Annotated in this window: 20 protein-coding genes; 11 read left to right on the top strand and 9 right to left on the bottom strand. The window is 64.2% G+C overall.

Annotation, left to right across the window (positions count from 1 at the left end; translation table 11 throughout):
• Nucleotides 1–45 precede the first annotated feature (45 nt).
• Complete coding sequence (locus QHG62_RS03475) at nucleotides 46–1,083, bottom strand: bifunctional riboflavin kinase/FAD synthetase (RefSeq protein WP_281149445.1); 1,038 nt, start codon at nucleotides 1,081–1,083, stop codon at nucleotides 46–48.
• A gap of 166 nt (nucleotides 1,084–1,249) precedes the next feature.
• Here QHG62_RS03475 and QHG62_RS03480 point away from each other — a divergent pair, with 166 nt between their 5' ends.
• On the top strand, nucleotides 1,250–1,810 hold the full coding sequence (locus QHG62_RS03480; RefSeq protein WP_281149446.1) for an HNH endonuclease: 561 nt from the start codon (nucleotides 1,250–1,252) through the stop codon (nucleotides 1,808–1,810).
• Here QHG62_RS03480 and QHG62_RS03485 read toward each other — a convergent pair.
• The 4 genes from QHG62_RS03485 to QHG62_RS03500 all read right to left on the bottom strand — a co-directional run bounded on the left by QHG62_RS03485 (nucleotide 1,807) and on the right by QHG62_RS03500 (nucleotide 6,353).
• Nucleotides 1,807–2,598 (bottom strand): enoyl-CoA hydratase, encoded by a 792-nt coding sequence (locus QHG62_RS03485; RefSeq protein WP_281149447.1) that lies wholly within the window; start codon nucleotides 2,596–2,598, stop codon nucleotides 1,807–1,809. The genes QHG62_RS03480 and QHG62_RS03485 overlap by 4 nt on opposite strands.
• Before the next feature lie 11 nt (nucleotides 2,599–2,609).
• Entirely contained in the window at nucleotides 2,610–3,962 is a 1,353-nt protein-coding gene (locus QHG62_RS03490) for an alpha/beta fold hydrolase (protein ID WP_281149448.1), read from the bottom strand.
• Nucleotides 3,963–4,043: 81 nt separating this feature from the next.
• Nucleotides 4,044–5,159, bottom strand: a complete 1,116-nt coding sequence (locus tag QHG62_RS03495; protein ID WP_281149449.1) for an acyl-CoA dehydrogenase family protein — start codon at nucleotides 5,157–5,159, stop codon at nucleotides 4,044–4,046.
• A 12-nt stretch (nucleotides 5,160–5,171) separates the two neighbouring features.
• Nucleotides 5,172–6,353, bottom strand: coding sequence for an acyl-CoA dehydrogenase family protein (locus QHG62_RS03500; RefSeq protein ID WP_281149451.1), 1,182 nt, complete (start codon nucleotides 6,351–6,353; stop codon nucleotides 5,172–5,174).
• Between the two features lie 154 nt (nucleotides 6,354–6,507).
• Between QHG62_RS03500 and purN the strand changes: the two genes are divergently transcribed.
• A complete protein-coding gene (gene purN, locus QHG62_RS03505; protein WP_281149452.1) occupies nucleotides 6,508–7,104 on the top strand; it encodes a phosphoribosylglycinamide formyltransferase in 597 nt (198 codons plus the stop codon).
• A gap of 35 nt (nucleotides 7,105–7,139) precedes the next feature.
• A complete protein-coding gene (locus QHG62_RS03510; protein ID WP_281149453.1) occupies nucleotides 7,140–7,463 on the top strand; it encodes an I78 family peptidase inhibitor in 324 nt (107 codons plus the stop codon).
• 40 nt (nucleotides 7,464–7,503) lie between these two features.
• Here the strand turns inward: QHG62_RS03510 and QHG62_RS03515 are convergent, their stop codons facing one another.
• Nucleotides 7,504–7,737 (bottom strand): DUF1653 domain-containing protein, encoded by a 234-nt coding sequence (locus QHG62_RS03515; RefSeq protein ID WP_281149454.1) that lies wholly within the window; start codon nucleotides 7,735–7,737, stop codon nucleotides 7,504–7,506.
• A gap of 46 nt (nucleotides 7,738–7,783) precedes the next feature.
• Between QHG62_RS03515 and QHG62_RS03520 the strand changes: the two genes are divergently transcribed.
• From QHG62_RS03520 to QHG62_RS03530, 3 genes are all read left to right on the top strand, one after another.
• A complete protein-coding gene (locus QHG62_RS03520) occupies nucleotides 7,784–9,637 on the top strand; it encodes a M48 family metallopeptidase (RefSeq protein ID WP_281149455.1) in 1,854 nt (617 codons plus the stop codon).
• Between the two features lie 27 nt (nucleotides 9,638–9,664).
• Nucleotides 9,665–10,936 (top strand): RsmB/NOP family class I SAM-dependent RNA methyltransferase, encoded by a 1,272-nt coding sequence (locus QHG62_RS03525; protein ID WP_281149456.1) that lies wholly within the window; start codon nucleotides 9,665–9,667, stop codon nucleotides 10,934–10,936.
• Between the two features lie 132 nt (nucleotides 10,937–11,068).
• Entirely contained in the window at nucleotides 11,069–12,283 is a 1,215-nt protein-coding gene (locus QHG62_RS03530) for a DesA family fatty acid desaturase (RefSeq protein ID WP_281149457.1), read from the top strand.
• A 183-nt stretch (nucleotides 12,284–12,466) separates the two neighbouring features.
• On the opposite strand, the gene rpmG is transcribed toward QHG62_RS03530, so the two are convergent.
• The 3 genes from rpmG to trxB all read right to left on the bottom strand — a co-directional run bounded on the left by rpmG (nucleotide 12,467) and on the right by trxB (nucleotide 14,026).
• Complete coding sequence (rpmG, locus tag QHG62_RS03535; protein ID WP_007830291.1) at nucleotides 12,467–12,640, bottom strand: 50S ribosomal protein L33; 174 nt, start codon at nucleotides 12,638–12,640, stop codon at nucleotides 12,467–12,469.
• A gap of 11 nt (nucleotides 12,641–12,651) precedes the next feature.
• Nucleotides 12,652–12,885 (bottom strand): 50S ribosomal protein L28, encoded by a 234-nt coding sequence (gene rpmB / locus QHG62_RS03540; RefSeq protein ID WP_007830293.1) that lies wholly within the window; start codon nucleotides 12,883–12,885, stop codon nucleotides 12,652–12,654.
• Nucleotides 12,886–13,066: 181 nt separating this feature from the next.
• A complete protein-coding gene (gene trxB, locus QHG62_RS03545) occupies nucleotides 13,067–14,026 on the bottom strand; it encodes a thioredoxin-disulfide reductase (protein WP_281149463.1) in 960 nt (319 codons plus the stop codon).
• A gap of 180 nt (nucleotides 14,027–14,206) precedes the next feature.
• On the opposite strand from trxB, the gene QHG62_RS03550 reads away from it, so the two are divergent.
• The 5 genes from QHG62_RS03550 to QHG62_RS03570 all read left to right on the top strand — a co-directional run bounded on the left by QHG62_RS03550 (nucleotide 14,207) and on the right by QHG62_RS03570 (nucleotide 20,639).
• Nucleotides 14,207–14,881 carry a Crp/Fnr family transcriptional regulator gene (locus QHG62_RS03550; RefSeq protein ID WP_281149464.1) on the top strand — a complete coding sequence of 225 codons (675 nt, stop codon included), beginning with the start codon at nucleotides 14,207–14,209 and terminating at the stop codon, nucleotides 14,879–14,881.
• 90 nt (nucleotides 14,882–14,971) lie between these two features.
• Entirely contained in the window at nucleotides 14,972–17,374 is a 2,403-nt protein-coding gene (locus tag QHG62_RS03555; protein WP_281149465.1) for a DNA translocase FtsK, read from the top strand.
• Nucleotides 17,375–17,526: 152 nt separating this feature from the next.
• On the top strand, nucleotides 17,527–18,159 hold the full coding sequence (lolA, locus tag QHG62_RS03560) for an outer membrane lipoprotein chaperone LolA (protein ID WP_281149466.1): 633 nt from the start codon (nucleotides 17,527–17,529) through the stop codon (nucleotides 18,157–18,159).
• A gap of 18 nt (nucleotides 18,160–18,177) precedes the next feature.
• Nucleotides 18,178–19,470 carry a replication-associated recombination protein A gene (locus tag QHG62_RS03565; RefSeq protein WP_281149467.1) on the top strand — a complete coding sequence of 431 codons (1,293 nt, stop codon included), beginning with the start codon at nucleotides 18,178–18,180 and terminating at the stop codon, nucleotides 19,468–19,470.
• Nucleotides 19,471–19,709: 239 nt separating this feature from the next.
• Nucleotides 19,710–20,639, top strand: coding sequence for a branched-chain amino acid ABC transporter permease (locus QHG62_RS03570; RefSeq protein ID WP_281149468.1), 930 nt, complete (start codon nucleotides 19,710–19,712; stop codon nucleotides 20,637–20,639).
• Nucleotides 20,640–20,648: the final 9 nt, after the last annotated feature.

Here is a 20,648-nt window from a genome sequence, read left to right on the forward strand (position 1 = left end):
TTCGCCCTGAGCTTGTCGAAGGGCGGCAGCACGGTGCGTGCAGGGCTAAATTCGATCGCGTGTCGTCTGGCGATGGGTTTCGGCGTGGGTCGACGCAAAGAACGCGCGCGCGTCGCGCCCATCCTTCGCGATGCCCGCAGTGAGGGCCTCGAGGCTGGTGTAGCGCAATTCGTCGTGCAGTTTGTGCAGGAGTTCCACGCGGACGATTTTACCGTAGGCACCTTCGGCTCCCAGATGCGAGGGCCACTCCAGGCAATGTGTCTCCAGCAAAACCCGGCCGGCATTGACGTCGTTGGCGTCCAGCGAAGGGCGCACGCCCAGGTTGGCCACCCCGGGCAGGGGCTGGTCGGCGAGGCCATGCACCAGCACCGCGAAGATGCCGCTGGCGGCCGGTTTCCAGTGCTTGAAGCGCAGGTTGAGGGTGCGAAAGCCGTCGTCCTTGCCGGGCTCCGAGGCGCCCAGCGCGCGGCCCAGCTTGCGGCCGTGGACCACGTGGCCCGAGATTGTGTACGGCCGGCCGAGCAGGTGATGGGCGTCTGCCATGCGGCCCTCGGCCAGCGCCTCGCGCACGGCCGAGCTGGAAACGCGCAGGCCGTGCACTTCGTAGCTGTTCATGCGCGCCACGTCGAAGCCATGGGCATCGCCGGCCGCGTCGAGCATGGCGTAGTCGCCTGCCCGCCTGGCGCCGAAACGGAAGTCGTCGCCCACCAGCACGTAGCGCGCGCCAAGGCCGTCGATCAGCACGTGCTGGATGAAGTCTTCGGGCGACTGGGACGCCAGCCGGCCGTCGAAGGGCAGCACGACCGTCTGCGCCACGCCGCAGGCCGCGAGCTCGGTGAGCTTGTCGCGCAGCGTGCCAATGCGCGCCGGCGCCAGGTCGGGTTTCTTGGTGACGGCGGCGAAATAGTCGCGCGGGTGCGGCTCGAAGGTGAGCACGCAGCTGGGCAGCCCGCGATGGCGCGCCTCGGTCTGCAGCAGTGCCAGCATGGCCTGGTGGCCACGGTGCACGCCGTCGAAATTGCCTATGGTGAGGGCGCAGGCCGGAGCCACGCCCGGGTGCCGGAAGCCGCGGAAAACCTGCATCGGTGAGTATCTTTTTGATAGCGCCTTTTGCCCGTCAATTGGGCGAATCAGGCCGTTTTGTCACAAAGCCGGTATATTGTGACTCAGTGCGTCGCCTGAAGTGGTCTCCGGCGCGCTCCGTGTCCCTGGTCTTTCCGTGATTCTTCCCTTTTTGAGGAGGCGTGTGGTGAAGGTCTTGAAGCTGTCGGCCCAAGGGCTGCCCCAGTCATGGATATCGCTCGAACAGGCGGTCATCCACTATGCGGCGGACGAGGTTCGCTGGGAGGTGGGCGCGCAGGTGGCTGTGTTCCGTGGCGGCCACAACGCCATCACGGGCGAGCAATCGCAGATTGCGATCAACAGCATCATCGGCACCAAGGGCGTGCCGCGCATCAACCCCTTTACCCAGCGCCCGGGGCTCACCAACAGCAAGCTTTTTGCGCGCGACCGCAACATCTGCGCCTATTGCGGCGGGCATTTCCACGAAGACGAGCTCACGCGCGAGCACATCATTCCGTTCGCGCAAAAGGGCATCGACACCTGGATGAATGTGGTCACGGCCTGCAAGCCGTGCAACCACCGCAAGAGCAGCCGCACGCCTGAGCAGGCCAACATGCCGCTCTTGTACGCGCCCTATGTGCCCAGCCTCTGGGAGGATTTCATTCTGCGAAACCGCCGCATCCTGGCGGACCAGATGGAGTTTTTGATGGCACACCTGCCGCAGAGCTCGCGGCTGCACGACACCTAGCGCTTCCAGTCCGGCGGGCGCTTTTCGATGAAGGCCTGAACGCCTTCCAGCGCGCTTTCGTCCATCATGTTGCAGGCCATGGTCTGGCTGGCGTCGGCCAGTGCGGACTCGATGCCCGTTTCGAGCTGGCGGTAGAAGAGGGCCTTGCCGAGCGCGAGCGCCTTTCGGGGCTTGGCGACGATGCTGGAAACCAACGCCTCGATCGCGGCATCGAGCTCGGCCGGCGCGGCGACCCGGTTGACCAGGCCCTTCTGCCTGGCCTCCTGCGCATCGATGAACTCACCGGTCACGAGCATTTCGAACGCTTCCTTGCGGCCGAGATTGCGCGAGAGGGTGACGCTGGGTGTGGCGCAGAACAGGCCCACGTTCACGCCGCTGACCGCGAAGCGCGCCTCGCTGGATGCCACCGCCAGGTCGCACACCGCCACCAGCTGGCAGCCCGCTGCGGTCGCGATGCCGTGCACGCGCGCAATCACGGGCACGGGCAGGCGCTGGAGCGACAGCATCATCGTGCCGCAGCGCTCGAAAAGCTGCTGGTAGTAGCCGAGCGAGGGCTCCGCGCGCATTTCCTTCAGGTCGTGGCCCGCGCAGAAGGCTTTGCCCGCCGCCGCGATGACGACCGCGCGAACGTCTTCGTCCGCCGCGATTTCGGCAATGGCCTGCTCGAGCGCGCCGAGCATGCCCTCGGAAAGTGCGTTGAACGAGGCCGGGCGGTTCAGCGTCAGCGTGACCACGCCGCGTGCATCGCGTGTCTTCAGCACGAAAGGGAAGGAAGCCGCGTCGTTCATGCTGTTGGCCCTCAGTAAGTCAGTTCGAGCACGGTCACATGCTGCTGCGCCACGGGCCAGGTCAGGCCCGTGATGCGCTCGCCGTTGAACTCACCGGTCACTGCCCGCTGAGGCTCCGCCGCGGCAACGCGCAACCGGGAGCTCGACACGCCCGAGCCCTTGGGCGGCACGCCGGGCGGTGGGCTCTGGCCGTCGAAGCGCATGGTGTCGCGCTGCGCATCGAAATACCCGCGAGGGCGCGTGAAGACGACAACTGCGCCGGCGTTGGCATCGGCCGCGGCGAGGCGTTCGGGGCGCAGGTTCACCACGCTGCTGCTGCGCGGAAACGCGCTGCGGTAGATGTGCGTGATGCCGTATCCCGGCGCGCTGAGGACGAACTCGTAGGCCGTGTCGCCGCGCGCGCTGAAGGGCCCCCAGCGGCCGTCCGCGCCGATGTTCTTGCTGTGCACCGCGTTGCCGCGCCGGGCGCCCGTGGCGGGATCGACCGCATAGACGGCGACCTGGCCGCCGTTCAGCGAGAGGTTTTCCGCGCCGACGGCACGGCCATCGAGCACGACGTTCGTTTCGGCTGCAATCGCTGTGCTGCGCGGCGGCTCGCCCGTCAGGAACTGCCAGGTCGCGGCAAAGGCGGCGGGGGAGAACGAAGTCTCGCGATGGTCCACGCGCGGCAGCACCACGTTCGTCGCGCCCTTGAGCGCCGGCCCGTCGAAGCCGATATTGGTGGGCTGGCCCGGCACGCCGATCCACAGCCCGTCGGGCTGCGCATATTTGTCGTTGCTGTCCGAGCGCAGCGTGAGCCACTTCACGCCAGGCGTGACCTCATCGCCGTTCTGTCCTTTGGGCGAGTTGAGTTGCTGCATGAAGGCGGACAGCCCCGAAAACTCGTTGTTCTCGCGAAAGCCCTTTACCGCCCAGATGCCGTGCGCCGGATTGCCGCCGAGCACCACATGGCTCACAACAGCCGAGCCTCCGCCGTTCTGCACGTAATTCCGGATCGTATTGCCACCACGCGAATTGCCGATCAGCACCACCTTGCTCGCACCCGTGGCCTTCAGCACCTTCTCGACTTCGGCCTTCAGGAAGGCGGCCGAATCGGCGGTCGAGCTGCGGCCGGGCTGTGCCACGGTGTCGTCGTCGCGTGCCAGCGGGTAGGGCTGATCGACCGCAAAGAGCCGGTTGCGCGGCCAGCCGTTCGATTCGAAGCGCCACATCGTCGTTTGCCAGAGTGCGGCCGAATCGCCGTTGCCGTGCATGAAGACGATCGGCGGACGTTCGCTGAAAGAAGGCGATGGTGTGGTGGCGCAAGCGGTCAGCATGGCGGTCGATGCGAGCCCGAGGGCAAGAAGGGTGCGGCGCGATGGCATGTTTTGTTCCTGGCTGGTTCCAAGTAAAAACGCCCGCCGGCACAAGGCGGGCGGGCGTTGGATGCTATGGGAAAAACATCGTCAGGCGAACACGCCCGCGGTGTCCTGCATGCGGGCCGACACTTCGCCCAGGTGGTGCAGGGTGTCGCCGAAGGTCATTTCAAGCTGCGTGAGCTTGCGGAAATAGTGGCTGCCGATGTATTCGTCGGTCACGCCGATGCCGCCGTGCAGCTGCACCGAGTTGGCTGCCACGAAGCGCATCGAAACGCCGAGCTGGTACTTGGCGCGCGCCATGGCTTGGCGCCGCTCGTCGGCCGGGGCATTGAGCTTGAGCGTGGCGTAGTAGCTCATCGAGCGTGCGAGCTCGAGCTGCATCTTCATGTCGGCTACCCGGTGGCGGAGCGCCTGGAAGGTGGAAATGACCACGCCGAACTGCTTGCGCTGGTTCATGTAGTCGACCGTGAGGGCCACGGTCTTGTCCATGACGCCGACCGCTTCGGCGCATGTGGCCGCAATGCCCACATCGACCGCGTACTCGAGCGCAGCCAGGCCGTCTGCGGTGATCAGCGTGGCATCTGCCTTGTCGAACACGACCTCGGCCGCGCGGCTGCCGTCCTGCGTGCCGTAGCCGCGGGCTTCGACACCGCTGGCGCTGCGCTCGACCAGGAAGAGGGCGATCTTGCCGTCGGCCTGCGCGGGCACGATGTAGGCGTCGGCTTCGTCGCCCACGGGCACCACGCTCTTCGCGCCGGTCAGCGACCAGCCATCGCCGGCTTTCACCGCCTTGGCTTCGCACACATCGAGCCGGTAGCGCGACTTGCGCTCTTGATGGGCCAGAACGACGATGGCCTGGCCGCCCGCAATGCGCGGCAGCCAGTTGTCCTTGAGTTCAGCGCCGGCGTAGCCGCTGAGCACGGCGCCTGCAATGAGCGTCTGGGCAAAGGGCTCCAGCACGATGCCGCGGCCCAGTTCTTCCATCACCACCATGCCGGCCACCGGGCCCATGCCCAGACCGCCGTCGTCTTCGGCGATGTAGAGGCCGCCCAGGCCGAGTTCGGCCAGTTCGTCCCAGGCCTCGCGCGAGAAGCCGCCCTTTGCCTCGATACCGCGGCGGCGCTCGAAGTCATAGCCCTTGTCGACCCATTTGCGGACGGCGTCGCGCAGTTGTTCCTGGTCGTCGGAAAAATTGAAATCCATGTTCTTGTCTCCTCAGCCGAGAACGGTTTGCGCAACGATGTTGCGTTGCACTTCGTTCGAGCCGCCGTAGATGGTGGTCTTGCGCATGTTGAAGAAGGTCGATGCAAGCGGCGCAAGCGCCGGGTTGCCGCCCGGGAAGTTGCCTTGCCAGCCGGCTTCCATGGCTTCGCGGATGAGGGGCAGCGAATACGCGCCGCCGGCGAGCATCATCAGTTCGCTGTAGCGCTGCTGGATTTCGCTGCCGCGGATCTTCAAGAGGCCCGCGACGTCCAGCGAGTTCTTGCCCGAGGTGGCGGCGGAGAGCACGCGCAGCACCATCATCTCGAGCGCGACGATGTCGACTTCGAGCTTGGCGATCTCGTCGCGGAAGCGCAGGTCGTCATAGACGCCTTCGCTCTTGGCAATGCGCTTCAGGCGCTCGAGCTCGCGCTTGGCGCGGTTCACGTCGGCAATGTTGGTGCGCTCGTGCGAGAGCAGGTGCTTGGCATAGGTCCAGCCCTTGTTCTCTTCTCCGATCAGGTTCTCGGCCGGCACTTCGACGTTGTCGAAGAACACCTCGTTCACTTCATGGCTGCCGTCGAGCAGCTTGATGGGGCGCACCGTGACGCCAGGCGATTTCATGTCGAGCAGCAAGAAGCTGATGCCGGTTTGCGGCTTGCCTTCGTTGCTGGTGCGCACGAGGTTGAACATCCAGTCGCCGTACTGGCCGAGCGTGGTCCAGGTCTTCTGGCCGTTGACGATGTATTTATCGCCTTTGCGCTCGGCCTTGGTCTTGACCGAAGCCAGGTCCGAGCCGGAGCCGGGTTCGCTGTAGCCCTGGCTCCACCAGACTTCGCCGCTGGCAATGCCGGGAAGAAAGCGCTTCTGCTGCTCGGCATTGCCGAAAGCCATGATCACCGGAGCGACCATCACCGGGCCGAACGGCACGATGCGCGGCGCACCGGCCAGGGCGGTTTCTTCCTCGAACAGGTGGCGCTGGATGGCGGTCCAGCCCGGGCCGCCGAACTCCTTCGGCCAGCCGTAGCCCAGCCAGCCCTTCTTGCCGAGGATCTTGGCCCAGCCTTGCAGATCGTCGCGCGTCAGCTCGAGCGCGTTGTGCACCTTGTGCGAAATCTCTTTGGGAAGGTTGTCCTTGACCCAGGCGCGAATTTCTTCGCGGAACTTCTGTTCTTCGGGCGTGAAGCTCAAATCCATGCGTGCCTCGCTGTGTTGATCGGTCTACCGCCATCGCGCCGATGGCGGTGTGTCTCCGGAACTTCGAGTTTTAGCACGGTCGTGCTGTGGATCGGTGTCCGCGCGGCGACAAGTTCAGGGCCCTCGGAGCCGAGCACAGATAATCCCGCGTCCCATGAAGAACATCGTGATCCTTATTTCCGGCGGCGGCTCCAACATGGCGGCCATCGTGCGCGCCGCCGAGCGCGACCGCTGGGCCGAGCGCTTTGGCGCCCGCATCGCCGCGGTGGTCAGCAACAAGACCGAAGCGGGCGGGCTCGCGATTGCCGCCACGCACGGCATTGCAACCGCCGTGGTCCCGCACAAGGAATTTCCCACGCGCGAAGCTTTCGACGAGGCATTGGCAAAGGTCGTTGACGCGCATGCTCCGGCGCTGGTGGTGCTGGCTGGCTTCATGCGCATCCTGACGCCGGGCTTTGTCGGGCACTACGCCGGGCGCCTGATCAACATTCACCCGTCGTTGCTGCCGGCGTTTCCGGGGTTGAATACCCACCAGCGAGCCATCGACGCGGGCTGCAAAGTGGCCGGCGTTACCGTGCACCAAGTGACGACCGAGCTCGACCATGGGCCAATCCTGGCGCAAGCCGTCGTGCCCGTGCTGCCGGACGACACGGCCGCCTCGCTGGCTGGCCGCGTGCTCGCGCAAGAGCATCAGTTGTATCCACGCGCCATTGCCGGATGGCTTGCAGATACATCAGGTCACATTCGTTAAAGTTGTTTATATTCGCGGGTTTTCGGGAGAGAAAATTGAAAACCCAATCGCTACTGTTCATCGTTGCCGGCGCTTTCTTGATGACGGCTTGTGCCACGCAAGGCTCAGCCCCCGCGGCAACCCCCGCTGCAGCTGCTCCGGCACCTGAACCAGTGTTCCAGTGCAATGCCGATGGCGCACGCTTCGCCGTTGGCCAGCCGTTGTCGCCCCAGCTCGAAGCCGCGGCGCGCGTGCGCGCAGGTGCGGGCACCGTCCGGGCGCTGAAGCCGGGCGAAGCCGTGACGATGGAACTCAATGGCGGACGCCTCAATCTCGACGTCGACGCACGCGGCCGCGTGACGGACGTCCGCTGCGGCTGACAGCCGCCGATGGCTTTGGCGCTATCGAATACGTAGCGGCCTAGACAGGGGTGAAACGCCGTTGGCGAACACCGTCGATCTCCACGGTTTCACCGAACATCGCGGCGGGGCGCACCCACAGCCCTTGCGCGCCATAAAGAGCGCGGTACAGCGTCATCGGCTCCAGCGTTTCGCTATGGCGCACGGTGCCCAGCACTTCGTATTCGCCGCCCTTGTAGTGGCGGTAACGGCCGGGCGGCGTCTCTATCAGGGGTGGCAGGTCGTTGTCGTTCACGGTCTTGCTTCTTTCAAACTGCGGGCATCGGTGAGGGGAGAGTCGGATGGATCGCGCTGATTTTGTTCACCTTGTCCGCCTGAGCGAGCATGCCAGCGCGGACGACAGCGCGCGCTATCGTCGCAGCGTCGCGGCATTTGCCGCGCTCGGTTACCTTTGGGTGCTGGCTTGCCTCGCGCTTTCGGTCGGCATCATCGCCTGGGTCGCGCTGTCGGTCGGGCATGGACGCTTCAGTTTCGGACGTGGCTGGCTGGCTCTGTTTGCGTTGGGCCTGCTCTGGGCCACGCTGCGCGCACTCTGGGTGCGGTTCGACGAACCCGAAGGGCGGGAGCTTTCGCGTGCGGACGCGCCGGCACTGTTCGAGGCGCTCGACCGCATACGCAAGAAGATCAAGGGCCCGCCAGTCCACCGCGTCTACCTGGACGACGAATTCAACGCCAGCATCCGGCAGGTGCCGCGTTTCGGGCTGTTCGGCGGCGCGGTCAATTCCCTCAGCATCGGCCTGCCGCTGCTGATGATGCTGGACCGGCGGCGGCTGCTGTCGGTGCTTGCCCACGAGTACGGGCACCTGCGCGGCAACCACGGCAAGCTCAGCGCCTGGATCTACCGCACCCGGCTCTCGTGGCTCAAGCTGGACGCCAGCCTGCAGCGCGACGAAGGCGTGATGGCGCTGGTGTCGCAGAGCTTTTTCCGTTGGTACTTTCCGCGTTTTGCAGCCCGAACCTTCGCGCTCGCCCGGCAGGACGAGTACGAGGCCGACCGCATTTCGGGCCGGCTCCTGGGCACGACCGTCGCCGCGGCCGCGCTGACGGAAATTGCCATCAAGGCGAACTGGTATGCCGATGAGTTCTGGGCTTCGCACTGGGCCCGGGCCGAAAGGGAGCCGCAGCCGCCGGGCCCTTTCAAGGCGCTGAAGGAGCTTGCCGCCACGCCACCCAGCGACGAACTTGCGCGCCGGGCATTGCGAGAGGCCATGCGGCGCGTCAGCGATCTTGAAGACACCCACCCGGTCTTGCGCGACCGGCTCGAAGCGCTCGGCCAGAAAGCGGTGGTGCCGCCCTGGTCGGCCGAGCCGGCGCTGGGCATGCTGGCAGACAGCGCAAAGTGGATCGAACACTTCGACAACCAATGGCGCCGCAACCATGCCAGCGACTGGAAGCAGCACCACGCGCACCGGTCTCGCATCCGGGAGCGCGTCGAGCTTCTTGCTGCGCGGGGCGAGCGCAACACACCCGACGAACTCGTCGAATGGGCCGATTCCGAGCGGCGGCTCGATCCGGCGGCTCCTGTGCGCATTCGATACGAGCGAGCACTCCGCGTCGCGCCCGAGCACCCCGGGGCATTGCGAGGATTGGCCCAGATGCTCCCCGTGCGCGATCGCGCGGCACGCCTTGCCGTGCTCGAACGCTTGCACGGAGCCAGCGCCGCCAGCCGATGGTGGGCCGCGAAAAGTGCCGTGGCCGCGCTCGAGAACCCGGACGCTGGAGCTCACGACGAAGAAGCTCTCAAGCTGTGGCGCGGCCGCCTCAAGGAGGCTGAAGAAGCCGAGGCCCGGGCCTGGGAGGAGATCACGGAGACGCCGTTCTTCAGCCAGATCGCCCGTCACGACCTGAGCGACCATGAACTGGGCGAACTGCGGGCCGACCTGGCGCGGTGCCTTCCCATTTCGCGCGCCTGGCTGGTGCGCAAGACGTTGCGCGAATTTCCATGGCGCAGGGCCTACATCGTGTTCGTCGAGTTGCCCGGCATGGACGATGAAGACCGCTGGCAGCTTTGCCGCCACCTCGAGCACACCCTGAGCCTGCCAGGTGCGGCGCTGGTCCTGTGGGCCGGCCATTCGCCCACGCTGGCCGAGATCGAACGGCAGGCTTTCGGGACGATCTGGACGCGCGGGGCGTAGGGGGCCTCCGGCTGAGACAATCGGGGCATGCACCCCAAAGCCCTGTTGGAGGCCACCGCCGATCTGGTCGGCCTTGTCCTGAAATTCGATCACCCGGCCGACCAGGTCGTTTCGCGCTTTTTTCGCGACCACCGCGAGTTCGGCCCCCGTGAACGCGCCACCCTTGCCGAGACGGTCTACACCGTCTTGCGCAAGAAGCTCCTGTTCGACCACCTGTCGCCCTCGGGCAGCGGCTCCAAGGAGCGCCGCATGGCGATCCTCGGCTTTCATGGCCCGCGCGACTTCCTGAAAAGCGCGCTCAACGACACCGAAAAGCGCTGGCTCGACAACTGCGATGCCGTCAAGCCGGAAGACCTGCTGGAACGCCATCGCCACAACCTGCCTGAATGGCTGGTCGCGCCGCTCAAGGCCCAACTGGGCGACGGTTTCTGGCCGCTGGTCGAAAGCCTGCAGCAGCCCGCGCCGCTCGACCTTCGGGTCAATGCCCTCACGGATAAACGGGCTGAAGTCAAGGCAGAGCTTGCCAAGGCTGCTATCAAATCTGAAGTAACGCCGTTCTCGCCGTGGGGCTTGCGGATCGACGGCAAGCCGGCGCTGACCAAGCTGGACGCTTTTGCCCGAGGCGCCGTCGAAGTGCAGGACGAGGGCTCCCAATTGCTGGCGCTGCTGCTGGACGCCAAGCGAGGAGAAATGGTGGTCGATTTCTGTGCCGGCGCCGGCGGCAAGACGCTGGCGATTGGCGCGACCATGCGCAACACTGGCCGGCTCTACGCCTTCGACACCTCCGCGCATCGGCTCGACGCGCTCAAGCCGCGGCTCGCGCGCAGCAAGCTTTCGAACGTTCATCCGGCGGCCATTGCGCACGAGCGCGACGAACGCATCAAGCGCCTGGCCGGCAAGATCGACCGGGTGCTGGTCGACGCCCCGTGCTCGGGCCTGGGCACGCTGCGCCGCAATCCCGACCTGAAATGGCGCCAGTCTCCCAAGTCGGTCGAGGAACTGACGGTCAAGCAGGCGGCCATCCTGCAAAGCGCGGCACGTCTGCTGAAATCGGGCGGGCGTCTCATTTATGCCACCTGCAGCGTGCTGCCGGAGGAAAACGAGGCCATTGCCGAGGCTTTCAGCGCGGCCAACCCCGATTTCGTGCCCCAGGATGCCGCAGAACTGCTGCAGGGCCTCAAGGTAGAGGGTTTCGAGGCCCTTTGCGCCGGCGGTCCGGACGGCCACCGCTACCTGCGGCTATGGCCGCACCGGCACGCCACGGACGGTTTCTTTGCGGCCGTGTGGAACCGCAAATAGGCACAGCACTCCAAAGTAGGGTAAATCTGCGCTTTCAAGGAAGGGTAAAAGGCCTCATTTTGGCCTTGCTACCTTAAAATTGCGGGTTAACTGAAGGCTGCACCTTCGTGTGGCCATGGAGTACTTAATTCAATGTTGATTCCTGACTCTGCCGTTTTGAGCGCGGCCATCGACTGGCTCGGACACGGCTTGTGGGACCTGACATGGTGGCAAATCGTGTTGTACACGCTCGTCACCACGCACATCACGATCGCCGCGGTCACCATCTTCCTGCACCGTACGCAGACGCACCGTGCGATGGACCTGGGGCCGATCCCGTCGCATTTCTTCCGTTTCTGGCTCTGGCTGGGCACCGGCATGGTCACCAAGGAATGGGTTGCCATTCACCGCAAGCACCACGCCAAGTGCGAATCCGAAGAAGATCCGCACAGCCCGCAGGTCAAGGGCATCGACGAAGTGCTCTGGCGCGGCGCCGAGCTGTATCGCGCCGAGTCCAAGAACAAGGAAACGATGGATCGCTACGGTCACGGCACGCCCGACGACTGGATCGAGCGCAACCTGTACACCCGCTACAGCTGGCAAGGCGTGGGCCTGATGCTGGTCATCAACCTGGCACTCTTCGGCGTGCTCGGCCTGACCGTCTGGGCAGTGCAGATGCTGTGGATCCCGATCACGGCGGCCGGCATCATCAACGGCATTGGCCACTACTGGGGTTACCGCAACTTCGAGGCGCCCGACGCCAGCCGCAATGTCTCGCCGTGGGGCCTGATCATCGGCGGTGAAGAGCTGCACAACAACCACCACACGTATCCCACGTCGGCCAAGTTCTCGGTCAAGAAGTACGAATTCGACATCGGCTGGGTCTACATCCAGATGATGCAGGCGATCGGCTGGGCCAAGGTCAAGAAGGTGCCGCCGAAGATGCAGATGGGCGATATCCAGCCCGTGGCCAACGAAAAGACGCTCGAGGCCGTCATTGCCAACCGCTATGAGGTCATGGCCGGCTACGCCCGCGAAATGCGCCGCGTGACCAAGGCCGAGCTGATTGCCCTCAAGACCAAGGGCGGCGATATCTCGGTGCTCAAGGCGGCCAAGAACTGGCTGCACCGCGACGACGACAAGGTGCCGGCATCGGCCCGCACGCACCTGGTGCAGGCGCGCGCCGCACACCCGGTAATCGACAAGATGGTGACGATGCGCGAAGAGCTGCGCCAGCTCTGGCTCAACACTTCGCAATCGCGCGAGCAACTGGCTGCCGACCTGGCTGCCTGGTGCCATCGTGCTGAAGCGAGCGGCATTGCCGGTTTGCGCGAGTTCTCGACCCGACTGCGCGCGGCACGGGCCTGATCTCGTTATCAAGAGAGGCGGGAACCACGCTCTCTCTCTCTCTCTCTCTCTCTCTCTTCAAAAAGCCGGCTTCGAGCCGGCTTTTTTACGCCCGCTTTTCTTCGCCTGGAAGAGAAGCGGGCAACAAAAAACCCCGCCGGGCAAGCCCTGCGGGGTTTTTGTTTGGGTGGAACCAGCGCTGAATTACTTCAGCTTGATTTCCTTGTATTCGACGTGCTTGCGCGCCTTCGGGTCGAACTTCATGATCGACATCTTTTCAGGCATCGTCTTCTTGTTCTTGCTGGTCGTGTAGAAGTGGCCGGTACCCGCGGTGGATTCCAGCTTGATCTTTTCGCGTCCGCCTTTGCTCGTTGCCATGATTCAGCTCCTTAAGCTTGGCCGCGTGCGCGCAGGTCTGCGAGCACGGCGTCGATGCCGTTCTTGTCGATCAGGCGCAGCGCGGCGCTCGAAACACGCAGGCGAACCCAGCGGTTTTCAGTCTCGACCCAGAAACGGCGGTATTGCAGGTTCGGCAGGAACCGGCGCTTGGTTTTGTTGTTGGCGTGGGAAACATTGTTTCCGACCATCGGGCCTTTGCCCGTTACGTCGCATACGCGTGCCATGAGGACACTCTTTCTTGAACAGCTGGCACCGGCGCAACCGTGGAGATTGCAGGTGTTTTGCAGCTTGACCTCGCCAGAAACGGGTGGCGGTACCCCGGCTTGCCGGAACGCTGAAGGCCCCCGCAAGAGGGCCTCATTTCGGCAAAGCCTCGGATTATAGCCCTTTTGGCGGAAGCTGGGCCTAGAGCGTGCCGTCCTGCTCCAGGAAGCGCTGGGCGTCCAGCGCGGCCATGCAGCCGGTGCCCGCGCTCGTGATGGCTTGGCGGTACACGTTGTCCTGAACGTCGCCAGCGGCAAAGACGCCTGGAATGCTGGTCATCGTTGCGAAACCTTGCAGGCCCGAGCGGGTCAGGATGTAGTTGTCCTTCATCTCCAGTTGGCCCTGGAAGATGTCGGTGTTGGGATGATGCCCGATGGCAATGAAGCAGCCCTTGAGATCGATCTGCTCGGTCGCGCCGGTCTGCGTGTTCTTGATCCGGATGCCCGTCACGCCCGTGTCGTCGCCGAGCACCTGGTCGAGCTCGCTGTGCAGCTTCAGCACGATCTTGCCTTCGGCCACTTTTTCCTTGACCTTGTCGATCAGGATGGGCTCGGCGCGGAACTTGTCCCGGCGATGAACCAGTGTGACCTTGTTTGCAATGTTGGCGAGATACAGCGCTTCTTCGACGGCCGTATTGCCGCCGCCGATTACGCACACTTCCTGTTCGCGATAGAAGAAACCGTCACAGGTTGCGCAGGCGGAAACGCCGCGGCCCATGAATTTCTGTTCTGAATCGAGCCCCAGATACTTGGCGGAAGCGCCTGTTGCAATGATCAACGAATCGCAGGTGTAAGTGCCGCTGTCGCCCGTCAATGTAAATGGACGGCTGCTTAGATCTACTTTGTTAATGTGATCGAAAACGATTTGTGTCTTGAAACGCTCGGCGTGCTCAAGAAAACGCTGCATCAGTTCGGGCCCTTGCACCCCGTGCACATCGGCCGGCCAATTGTCGACCTCCGTGGTTGTCATCAATTGCCCGCCTTGGGCAATGCCTGTAATCAGCAAAGGCTGCAGGTTTGCGCGTGCTGCATAGACAGCGGCGGTATAGCCGGCCGGGCCGGAGCCGAGAATCAAAACCTTGGCGTGTTGGGGAGCGGACATGAGTAGAAAACCTAGGATTTGCGCTGCTTCAGCGTGTACATTTTCAGGGTGGTAGCGATATATGTGGAGTATCACCGCTCGGTTCAACACCGGGTGAACGGTGTTTTCAATGCGCGCGATTGTAGTAATCCATGGGGTTCCGCAGGGTTGGCCCACACGCGCAGTATTAGGGATTGATAAATGTCGATGCTGTCCAATCTTGAATTGCTGCGGCGCGTTCCGCTGTTTGCTTCGCTGACATCCTCGCAGTCGTCGAGCATCGCGGACGCGATCGTCAAGAAGCGCCTCAAGCGAGCTGAAGTCATCGTGGAGCAGGGCAAGAAGTCCGATGCGCTCTACATCATTCTCACCGGCCGCGCGCGCGTTACCAGCGCCGACAGCCGCGGGCGCGAGGTGATTCTTGCCACCCTGCACCCGGGCGACTACATCGGCGAAATGAGCCTGATCGACGACGAGCCGCACTCGGCCACGGTGCGCACCGAAATCCAGTGCGACGTGCTCATGCTGGGACGTGATGCGTTTGCACGCTGCCTGCCCGAAAACTCCTCCATGGCCTACAACATCATGCGCGGCCTTGTGCAGCGCCTGCGTCATGCCGACCGCAAGATCGAATCGCTCGCGCTCATGGACGTGTATGGCCGCGTGGCGCGCTCGCTGCTCGAGTTCGCGATTGAAGACGGCGCGGGCAATCTCAAGGTGCGGGACAAGATCTCCCGCCAGGATCTTGCGAAAATGGTCGGTGCCTCGCGTGAAATGGTGAGCCGCGTGATGAAGGACCTCGAGGAGCGCGGATTTGTCCAGACCCAGGACGACGGCTCCATGCTTGTCAAGGATCGGCTCCTGTCGCTGACCTGAGCGGTCGACGGCGCTTCTGCGGCCACGTCCTTTTGTTGTAGTGTTCAGGCTCCAGCCGCTGCTTCCAGAGGCTGGGGTGCTGTGTTTTTCATGACCTATTCGCTCAATACGCTTCAATCTTCTTCGGCCGCCGAGGGGCAGCCCGTGCGCGTGCGCGCCATGCGCTTCGCCCACGAAATCACGCTGATCGCCGGGTTTGCCGCGTTGCTGTTCTGGCTGCTCGCCATGCTGAGTTTCACGCCTTCGGACGCAGCCTGGTCGACCTCCGGCACGGGGGGAGAAATCAAGAACTGGGCGGGCCGCGTCGGTGCATGGCTGGCGGACGGCAGCTATTTCCTGGCCGGCTACTCTGTCTGGTGGTGCTTGGCCGCGGGGCTGCGGGCATGGCTTTCTTCTCTTGCCAACTGGTTGCGCGGAGGCGAGGCTTCGCCCGCCGAGCAGCCTGTACGCGGCAGGTTCAACCGCAGCAGGCTGGCGTTCTGGTTCGGCCTGGTCCTGTTGCTCTGCGCAAGCACCGTGCTCGAGTGGTCGCGCCTGTACCGGCTCGAATCGCATCTGCCGGGCTCCGGAGGCGGCGCTCTTGGTTATCTGGTCGGCCCAGCAAGCGTGCGCTGGCTTGGCTTTACGGGGTCGGCACTGGTGGCCATTGCCGCTGGCGTGATCGGTTCTGCGCTGGTGTTCCGCTTTTCGTGGAGCCTGATTGCCGAGCGCATCGGCGCGCGCGCGTACTCGCTGTTCGAGTCGCGGCGCGAAAAGCGCGAACTGGCGGCCGACATTGCCATGGGCAAGCAGGCCGCCCGCGAGCGCGCGGAGGCCGAGGAACCCGTGTTCTCGCGCGAAATGGGTGGCGGCATCGAACCGATGGGCGCCGACGACGACGAAGAGTTGCGCATCGAGCCGCGTCCCAAGCGGCGTGCGCCGTCTCCGCCGGTGCAGATCGAGCCCGCGATGACCGAGGTGCCCAGGAGCGACCGTGTCGTCAAGGAGCGCCAGAAGCCGCTCTTCAAGGAGCTGCCCGACAGCAAGCTGCCGCAGGTCGACCTGCTCGACGCCGCGCAGGCTCGCCAGGAAACCGTTTCTCCCGATACGCTCGAGATGACCTCGCGCATGATCGAGAAAAAGCTCAAGGACTTCGGCGTCGAGGTGCGCGTGGTGCTGGCCTCCCCGGGCCCCGTGATCACGCGCTACGAAATCGAGCCCGCCACGGGCGTCAAGGGCTCGCAGATCGTCGGCCTCGCCAAGGATCTTGCGCGCTCGCTCTCGCTGGTCTCGATCCGCGTGGTCGAAACCATTCCGGGCAAGAACTACATGGCGCTCGAGTTGCCGAACGCCAAGCGCCAGTCGATCAAGCTCAGCGAAATCCTGGGCTCGCAGGTCTACAACGAAGGCAAGTCGTTCCTCACGATGGGCCTCGGCAAGGACATCATCGGCAACCCCGTGGTGGCCGATCTTGCAAAGATGCCTCACGTGCTGGTGGCCGGTACCACCGGCTCGGGCAAGTCGGTCGGTATCAACGCAATGATCCTGTCGCTGCTCTACAAGGCCGAGGCGCGCGACGTGCGCTTGCTCATGATCGACCCGAAGATGCTCGAAATGTCGGTCTACGAAGGCATTCCGCACCTGCTGGCGCCCGTGGTCACCGACATGCGCCAGGCTGCGCACGGCCTGAACTGGTGCGTGGCCGAAATGGAGCGCCGCTACAAGCTCATGAGCAAGCTGGGCGTGCGCAACCTGGCCGGCTACAACACCAAGATCGACGAAGCCAAAGCCCGCGAAGAGTTCATCTACAACCCCTTCAGCCTCACGCCCGATGATCCCGAGCCGCTCAAGCGCGAGCCGCACATCGTCGTCGTGATCGACGAATTGGCCGACCTGATGATGGTGGTCGGCAAGAAGATCGAAGAGCTGATCGCCCGCCTGGCACAAAAGGCGCGCGCCGCAGGCATCCACCTCATTCTTGCCACCCAGCGCCCCAGCGTCGACGTGATTACCGGCCTGATCAAGGCGAACATTCCGACCCGCATTGCATTTCAGGTGTCGAGCAAGATCGACAGCCGCACCATCCTCGACCAGATGGGCGCCGAAGCGCTGCTCGGCATGGGCGACATGCTCTACATGCCCAGCGGCACCGGCCTGCCGATCCGCGTGCATGGCGCCTTCGTGAGCGACGAAGAAGTGCACCGCGTGGTGGCATACCTCAAGAGCCAGGGCGAGCCCGACTACATCGAAGGCGTGCTCGAAGGCGGCACGGTCGACGGCGATGGCGATATGCTGGGCGAAGGCGGCGACGCCGAGAAAGACCCGATGTACGACCAGGCAGTGGAAGTGGTGCTCAAGAACCGCAAGGCCAGCATCTCGCTGGTGCAGCGCCACCTGAAGATCGGCTACAACCGCGCGGCGCGGCTGGTCGAAGACATGGAAAAGGCGGGCTTGGTCAGCGCCATGAGCGGCAGCGGGCAGCGCGAAATCCTGGTGCCCGCACGCGCGGAATAACCGGCAAACACCTGCGCGCCCAGGCGTCACGCACCGACAGGCACGTTGCAAAAGCTGCAATAACGTTGCAAAACTTCATCAACCCCCGCACATGGCGCAACACGTGGCGGGGTATGGTCGCATCGACGCCATCGCTTCCTGAGGAACCCAAATTGAAATTTCGTCATTGGCTGTTGATCGGCCTTCTCTCATCCGCCAACGCCTGGGCCGGGGGCCTGGAGAGCCTCGAAGCCTTCGTGAAGACGGTCAAGTCGGGCCGTGCCGAATTCACCCAGACCGTTACGGCGCCCCCGCGCGAAGGGCAGCCCGGCCGCACCAAGACCTCGACCGGTACCTTCGAATTCCAGCGCCCCGGCAAATTTAAGTTCGACTATCAAAAGCCGTTCGCCCAAGTCATCGTGGCCGACGGCAAGACGCTCTGGCTGTACGACGCCGACCTGAACCAGGTGACGCAGCGCGCTCAGTCACAGGCGCTGGGCTCCACGCCGGCCGCATTGATTGCGGCCGCGCCGGACCTGCGCGCGCTGCAGGCCGATTTCGCGCTCGAAGCAGCGCCCGAGCGCGACGGCCTGCAGTGGGTCAAGGCCACGCCCAAGAACAAGGACGGCCAGCTGCAGAATGTGCTGGTCGGCTTCCAGGGCGATTCCTTGGCGGGGCTCGAGATTCTCGACAGCTTCGGACAGCGCTCGGTGCTCAAGTTCAACAAGGTCGAGGTGAACCCGGCGCTCAATGCCAGCGTGTTCGAATTCAAGGCGCCGGCCGGTGCCGACGTCATCAAGCAATAGAAGATCAGACAGGCAGGTTTGGCCACCAGTTCGCATCAACCCCTTGCCGAGCGCCTGCGTCCGAAGACGCTGGGCGAGGTGATCGGCCAGCAGCATCTGCTGGGGCCGGGCATGCCGCTGCGCATTGCCTTCGAGTCGGGTCAGCCGCATTCATGCATTCTCTGGGGGCCGCCCGGCACCGGCAAGACCACCATTGCGCGCCTGATGGCCGATGCCTTCGATGCGCAGTTCCTCAGCATCAGCGCCGTGCTCGGCGGCGTGAAGGACATCCGCGAGGCGGTCGAGCGCGCCACCGCGGCGCGGGACGGCCTTGAGCAGCAGCGGACCATCGTCTTCGTCGACGAAGTGCACCGGTTCAACAAGAGCCAGCAGGACGCATTCCTGCCGCATGTGGAATCGGGGCTTTTCACCTTCATTGGCGCCACCACCGAAAACCCGTCGTTCGAGGTCAACTCGGCCCTGCTTTCGCGGGCGGCGGTGTATGTGCTGCAGCCGCTCACCGAGGCCGATCTGAAGCAGATCGTGGCCAAGGCGCAGGCCATCCAGGCCGTGCCCGCCATCGAAGGCGCGGCCATCGACCGGCTCGTTGCCTATGCCGACGGCGACGCACGGCGCCTGCTCAATACGCTCGAAACGCTGGCGGTGGCCGCCAAGGCCGAGAAGCTCGGCAACATCACGGACGAATGGCTGCTGCGCGTGCTCGGCGAGCGCATGCGGCGCTACGACAAGGGCGGCGAGCAGTTCTACGACACCATCAGCGCGCTGCACAAGTCGGTGCGCGGCAGCGACCCCGACGCGTCGCTCTACTGGTTTGTGCGCATGCTCGACGGCGGCGCCGACCCGCGCTACATGGCGCGGCGGCTGGTGCGCATGGCCAGCGAGGACATCGGCCTGGCCGATCCGCGCGCGCTGCGGCTGGCGCTCGACGCGGCCGAGGTCTATGAGCGGCTCGGCACGCCGGAGGGCGAGCTCGCGCTGGCCGAGTGCGTGATCTACCTGGCCATGGCGCCCAAGTCGAATGCCGTCTACACCGCGTACAACGCCGTGCGCGCGCTCATCAAGAAAGACAGCACGCGTCCCGTGCCGATGCACCTGCGCAATGCGCCCACCAAGCTCATGAAAGAGCTCGACTACGGCAAGGGCTACCGCTACGCGCACGACGAGGAGGGCGGGTTCGCCGCAGGCGAGCGTTACCTGCCCGACGGCCTCGAGGGCCAGGTTTTCTACCAGCCTGTGGAACGCGGACTCGAGATCCGCATAGCAGAAAAATTGCGCGAACTCCGCCGCCTCAACGGCCAGCACGATGAGTAACGTGCCGCATGCACGCTTGCGTGCATGCGATGCATGGCTTCACTTACATCTAGCATGACTTGAGCGGGTAAACCCCGGTGAGCGCGCACCAAATCGGCGCTGGCGCGTGCTTACAATCCCGCCCACAAATCAGCCGGCGACACATGCTGGCTGGTTTTTTGCTTATCAAGCCAAGGTGCCAAACCGGTGCCACGGTGGGTGAATGGCACCCTGCAACGGTGCAATAAATAGGAACGCTTATGGAAATTTTGCTGCAGCAGATCATCAACGGTCTGGTCCTGGGCAGCATGTATGCCTTGATAGCCTTGGGCTACACAATGGTGTACGGCATCATCAATCTGATCAACTTTGCGCACGGCGAAGTGCTGATGGTGGGGGCGCTTACAAGCTGGACCATCATCGGGCTCATGCAGGAATCGATGCCCGGCACACCCGGCTGGTTGATCCTCGTCATCTCGCTGGTCATTGCCTGCATAGTGGCCGCCACGCTCAACTTCGTGATCGAGAAGGTTGCCTACCGGCCCCTTCGCAACAGCCCCAAGCTCGCTCCGCTCATCACTGCCATCGGCATGTCGATCCTGCTGCAGACGCTGGCAATGATCATCTGGAAGCCCACCAACAAGGCCTATCCCAACCTGCTGTCGACCACACCCATCGAGGTGGGCGGCGCGGTGATCTCGCCCACGCAGGTCATGATCCTGAGCGTTACGGCGTTCTCGCTCGTGGTGCTCATGTGGCTGGTCAACTACACCAAGCTCGGCCGCGCGATGCGTGCCACTGCCGAGAACCCGCGCGTCGCGGCGCTCATGGGCATCCGGCCCGACATGGTCATTTCGGCCACGTTCATCATCGGCGCCGTGCTCGCGGCCATTGCAGGCGTCATGTACGCCTCGAACTACGGCATTGCGCAGCACGCCATGGGCTTCCTGCCCGGCCTCAAGGCCTTTACCGCAGCGGTCTTCGGCGGCATCGGCAATCTCGCCGGCGCGGTGGTCGGCGGCATTCTGCTCGGGCTGATCGAAGCCATCGGCTCCGGCTACATCGGCTCCATTACCGGCGGCGTGCTCGGCAGCAACTACAGCGACATCTTCGCTTTCATCGTGTTGATCGTCATGCTCACGCTGCGGCCTTCCGGCCTGCTCGGCGAACGCGTGGCCGATCGGGCCTGAGGAGCAGCA

The sequence above is a fragment of the Variovorax paradoxus genome (genome assembly GCF_029919115.1).
Lineage (GTDB): Bacteria > Pseudomonadota > Gammaproteobacteria > Burkholderiales > Burkholderiaceae_C > Variovorax > Variovorax paradoxus_O.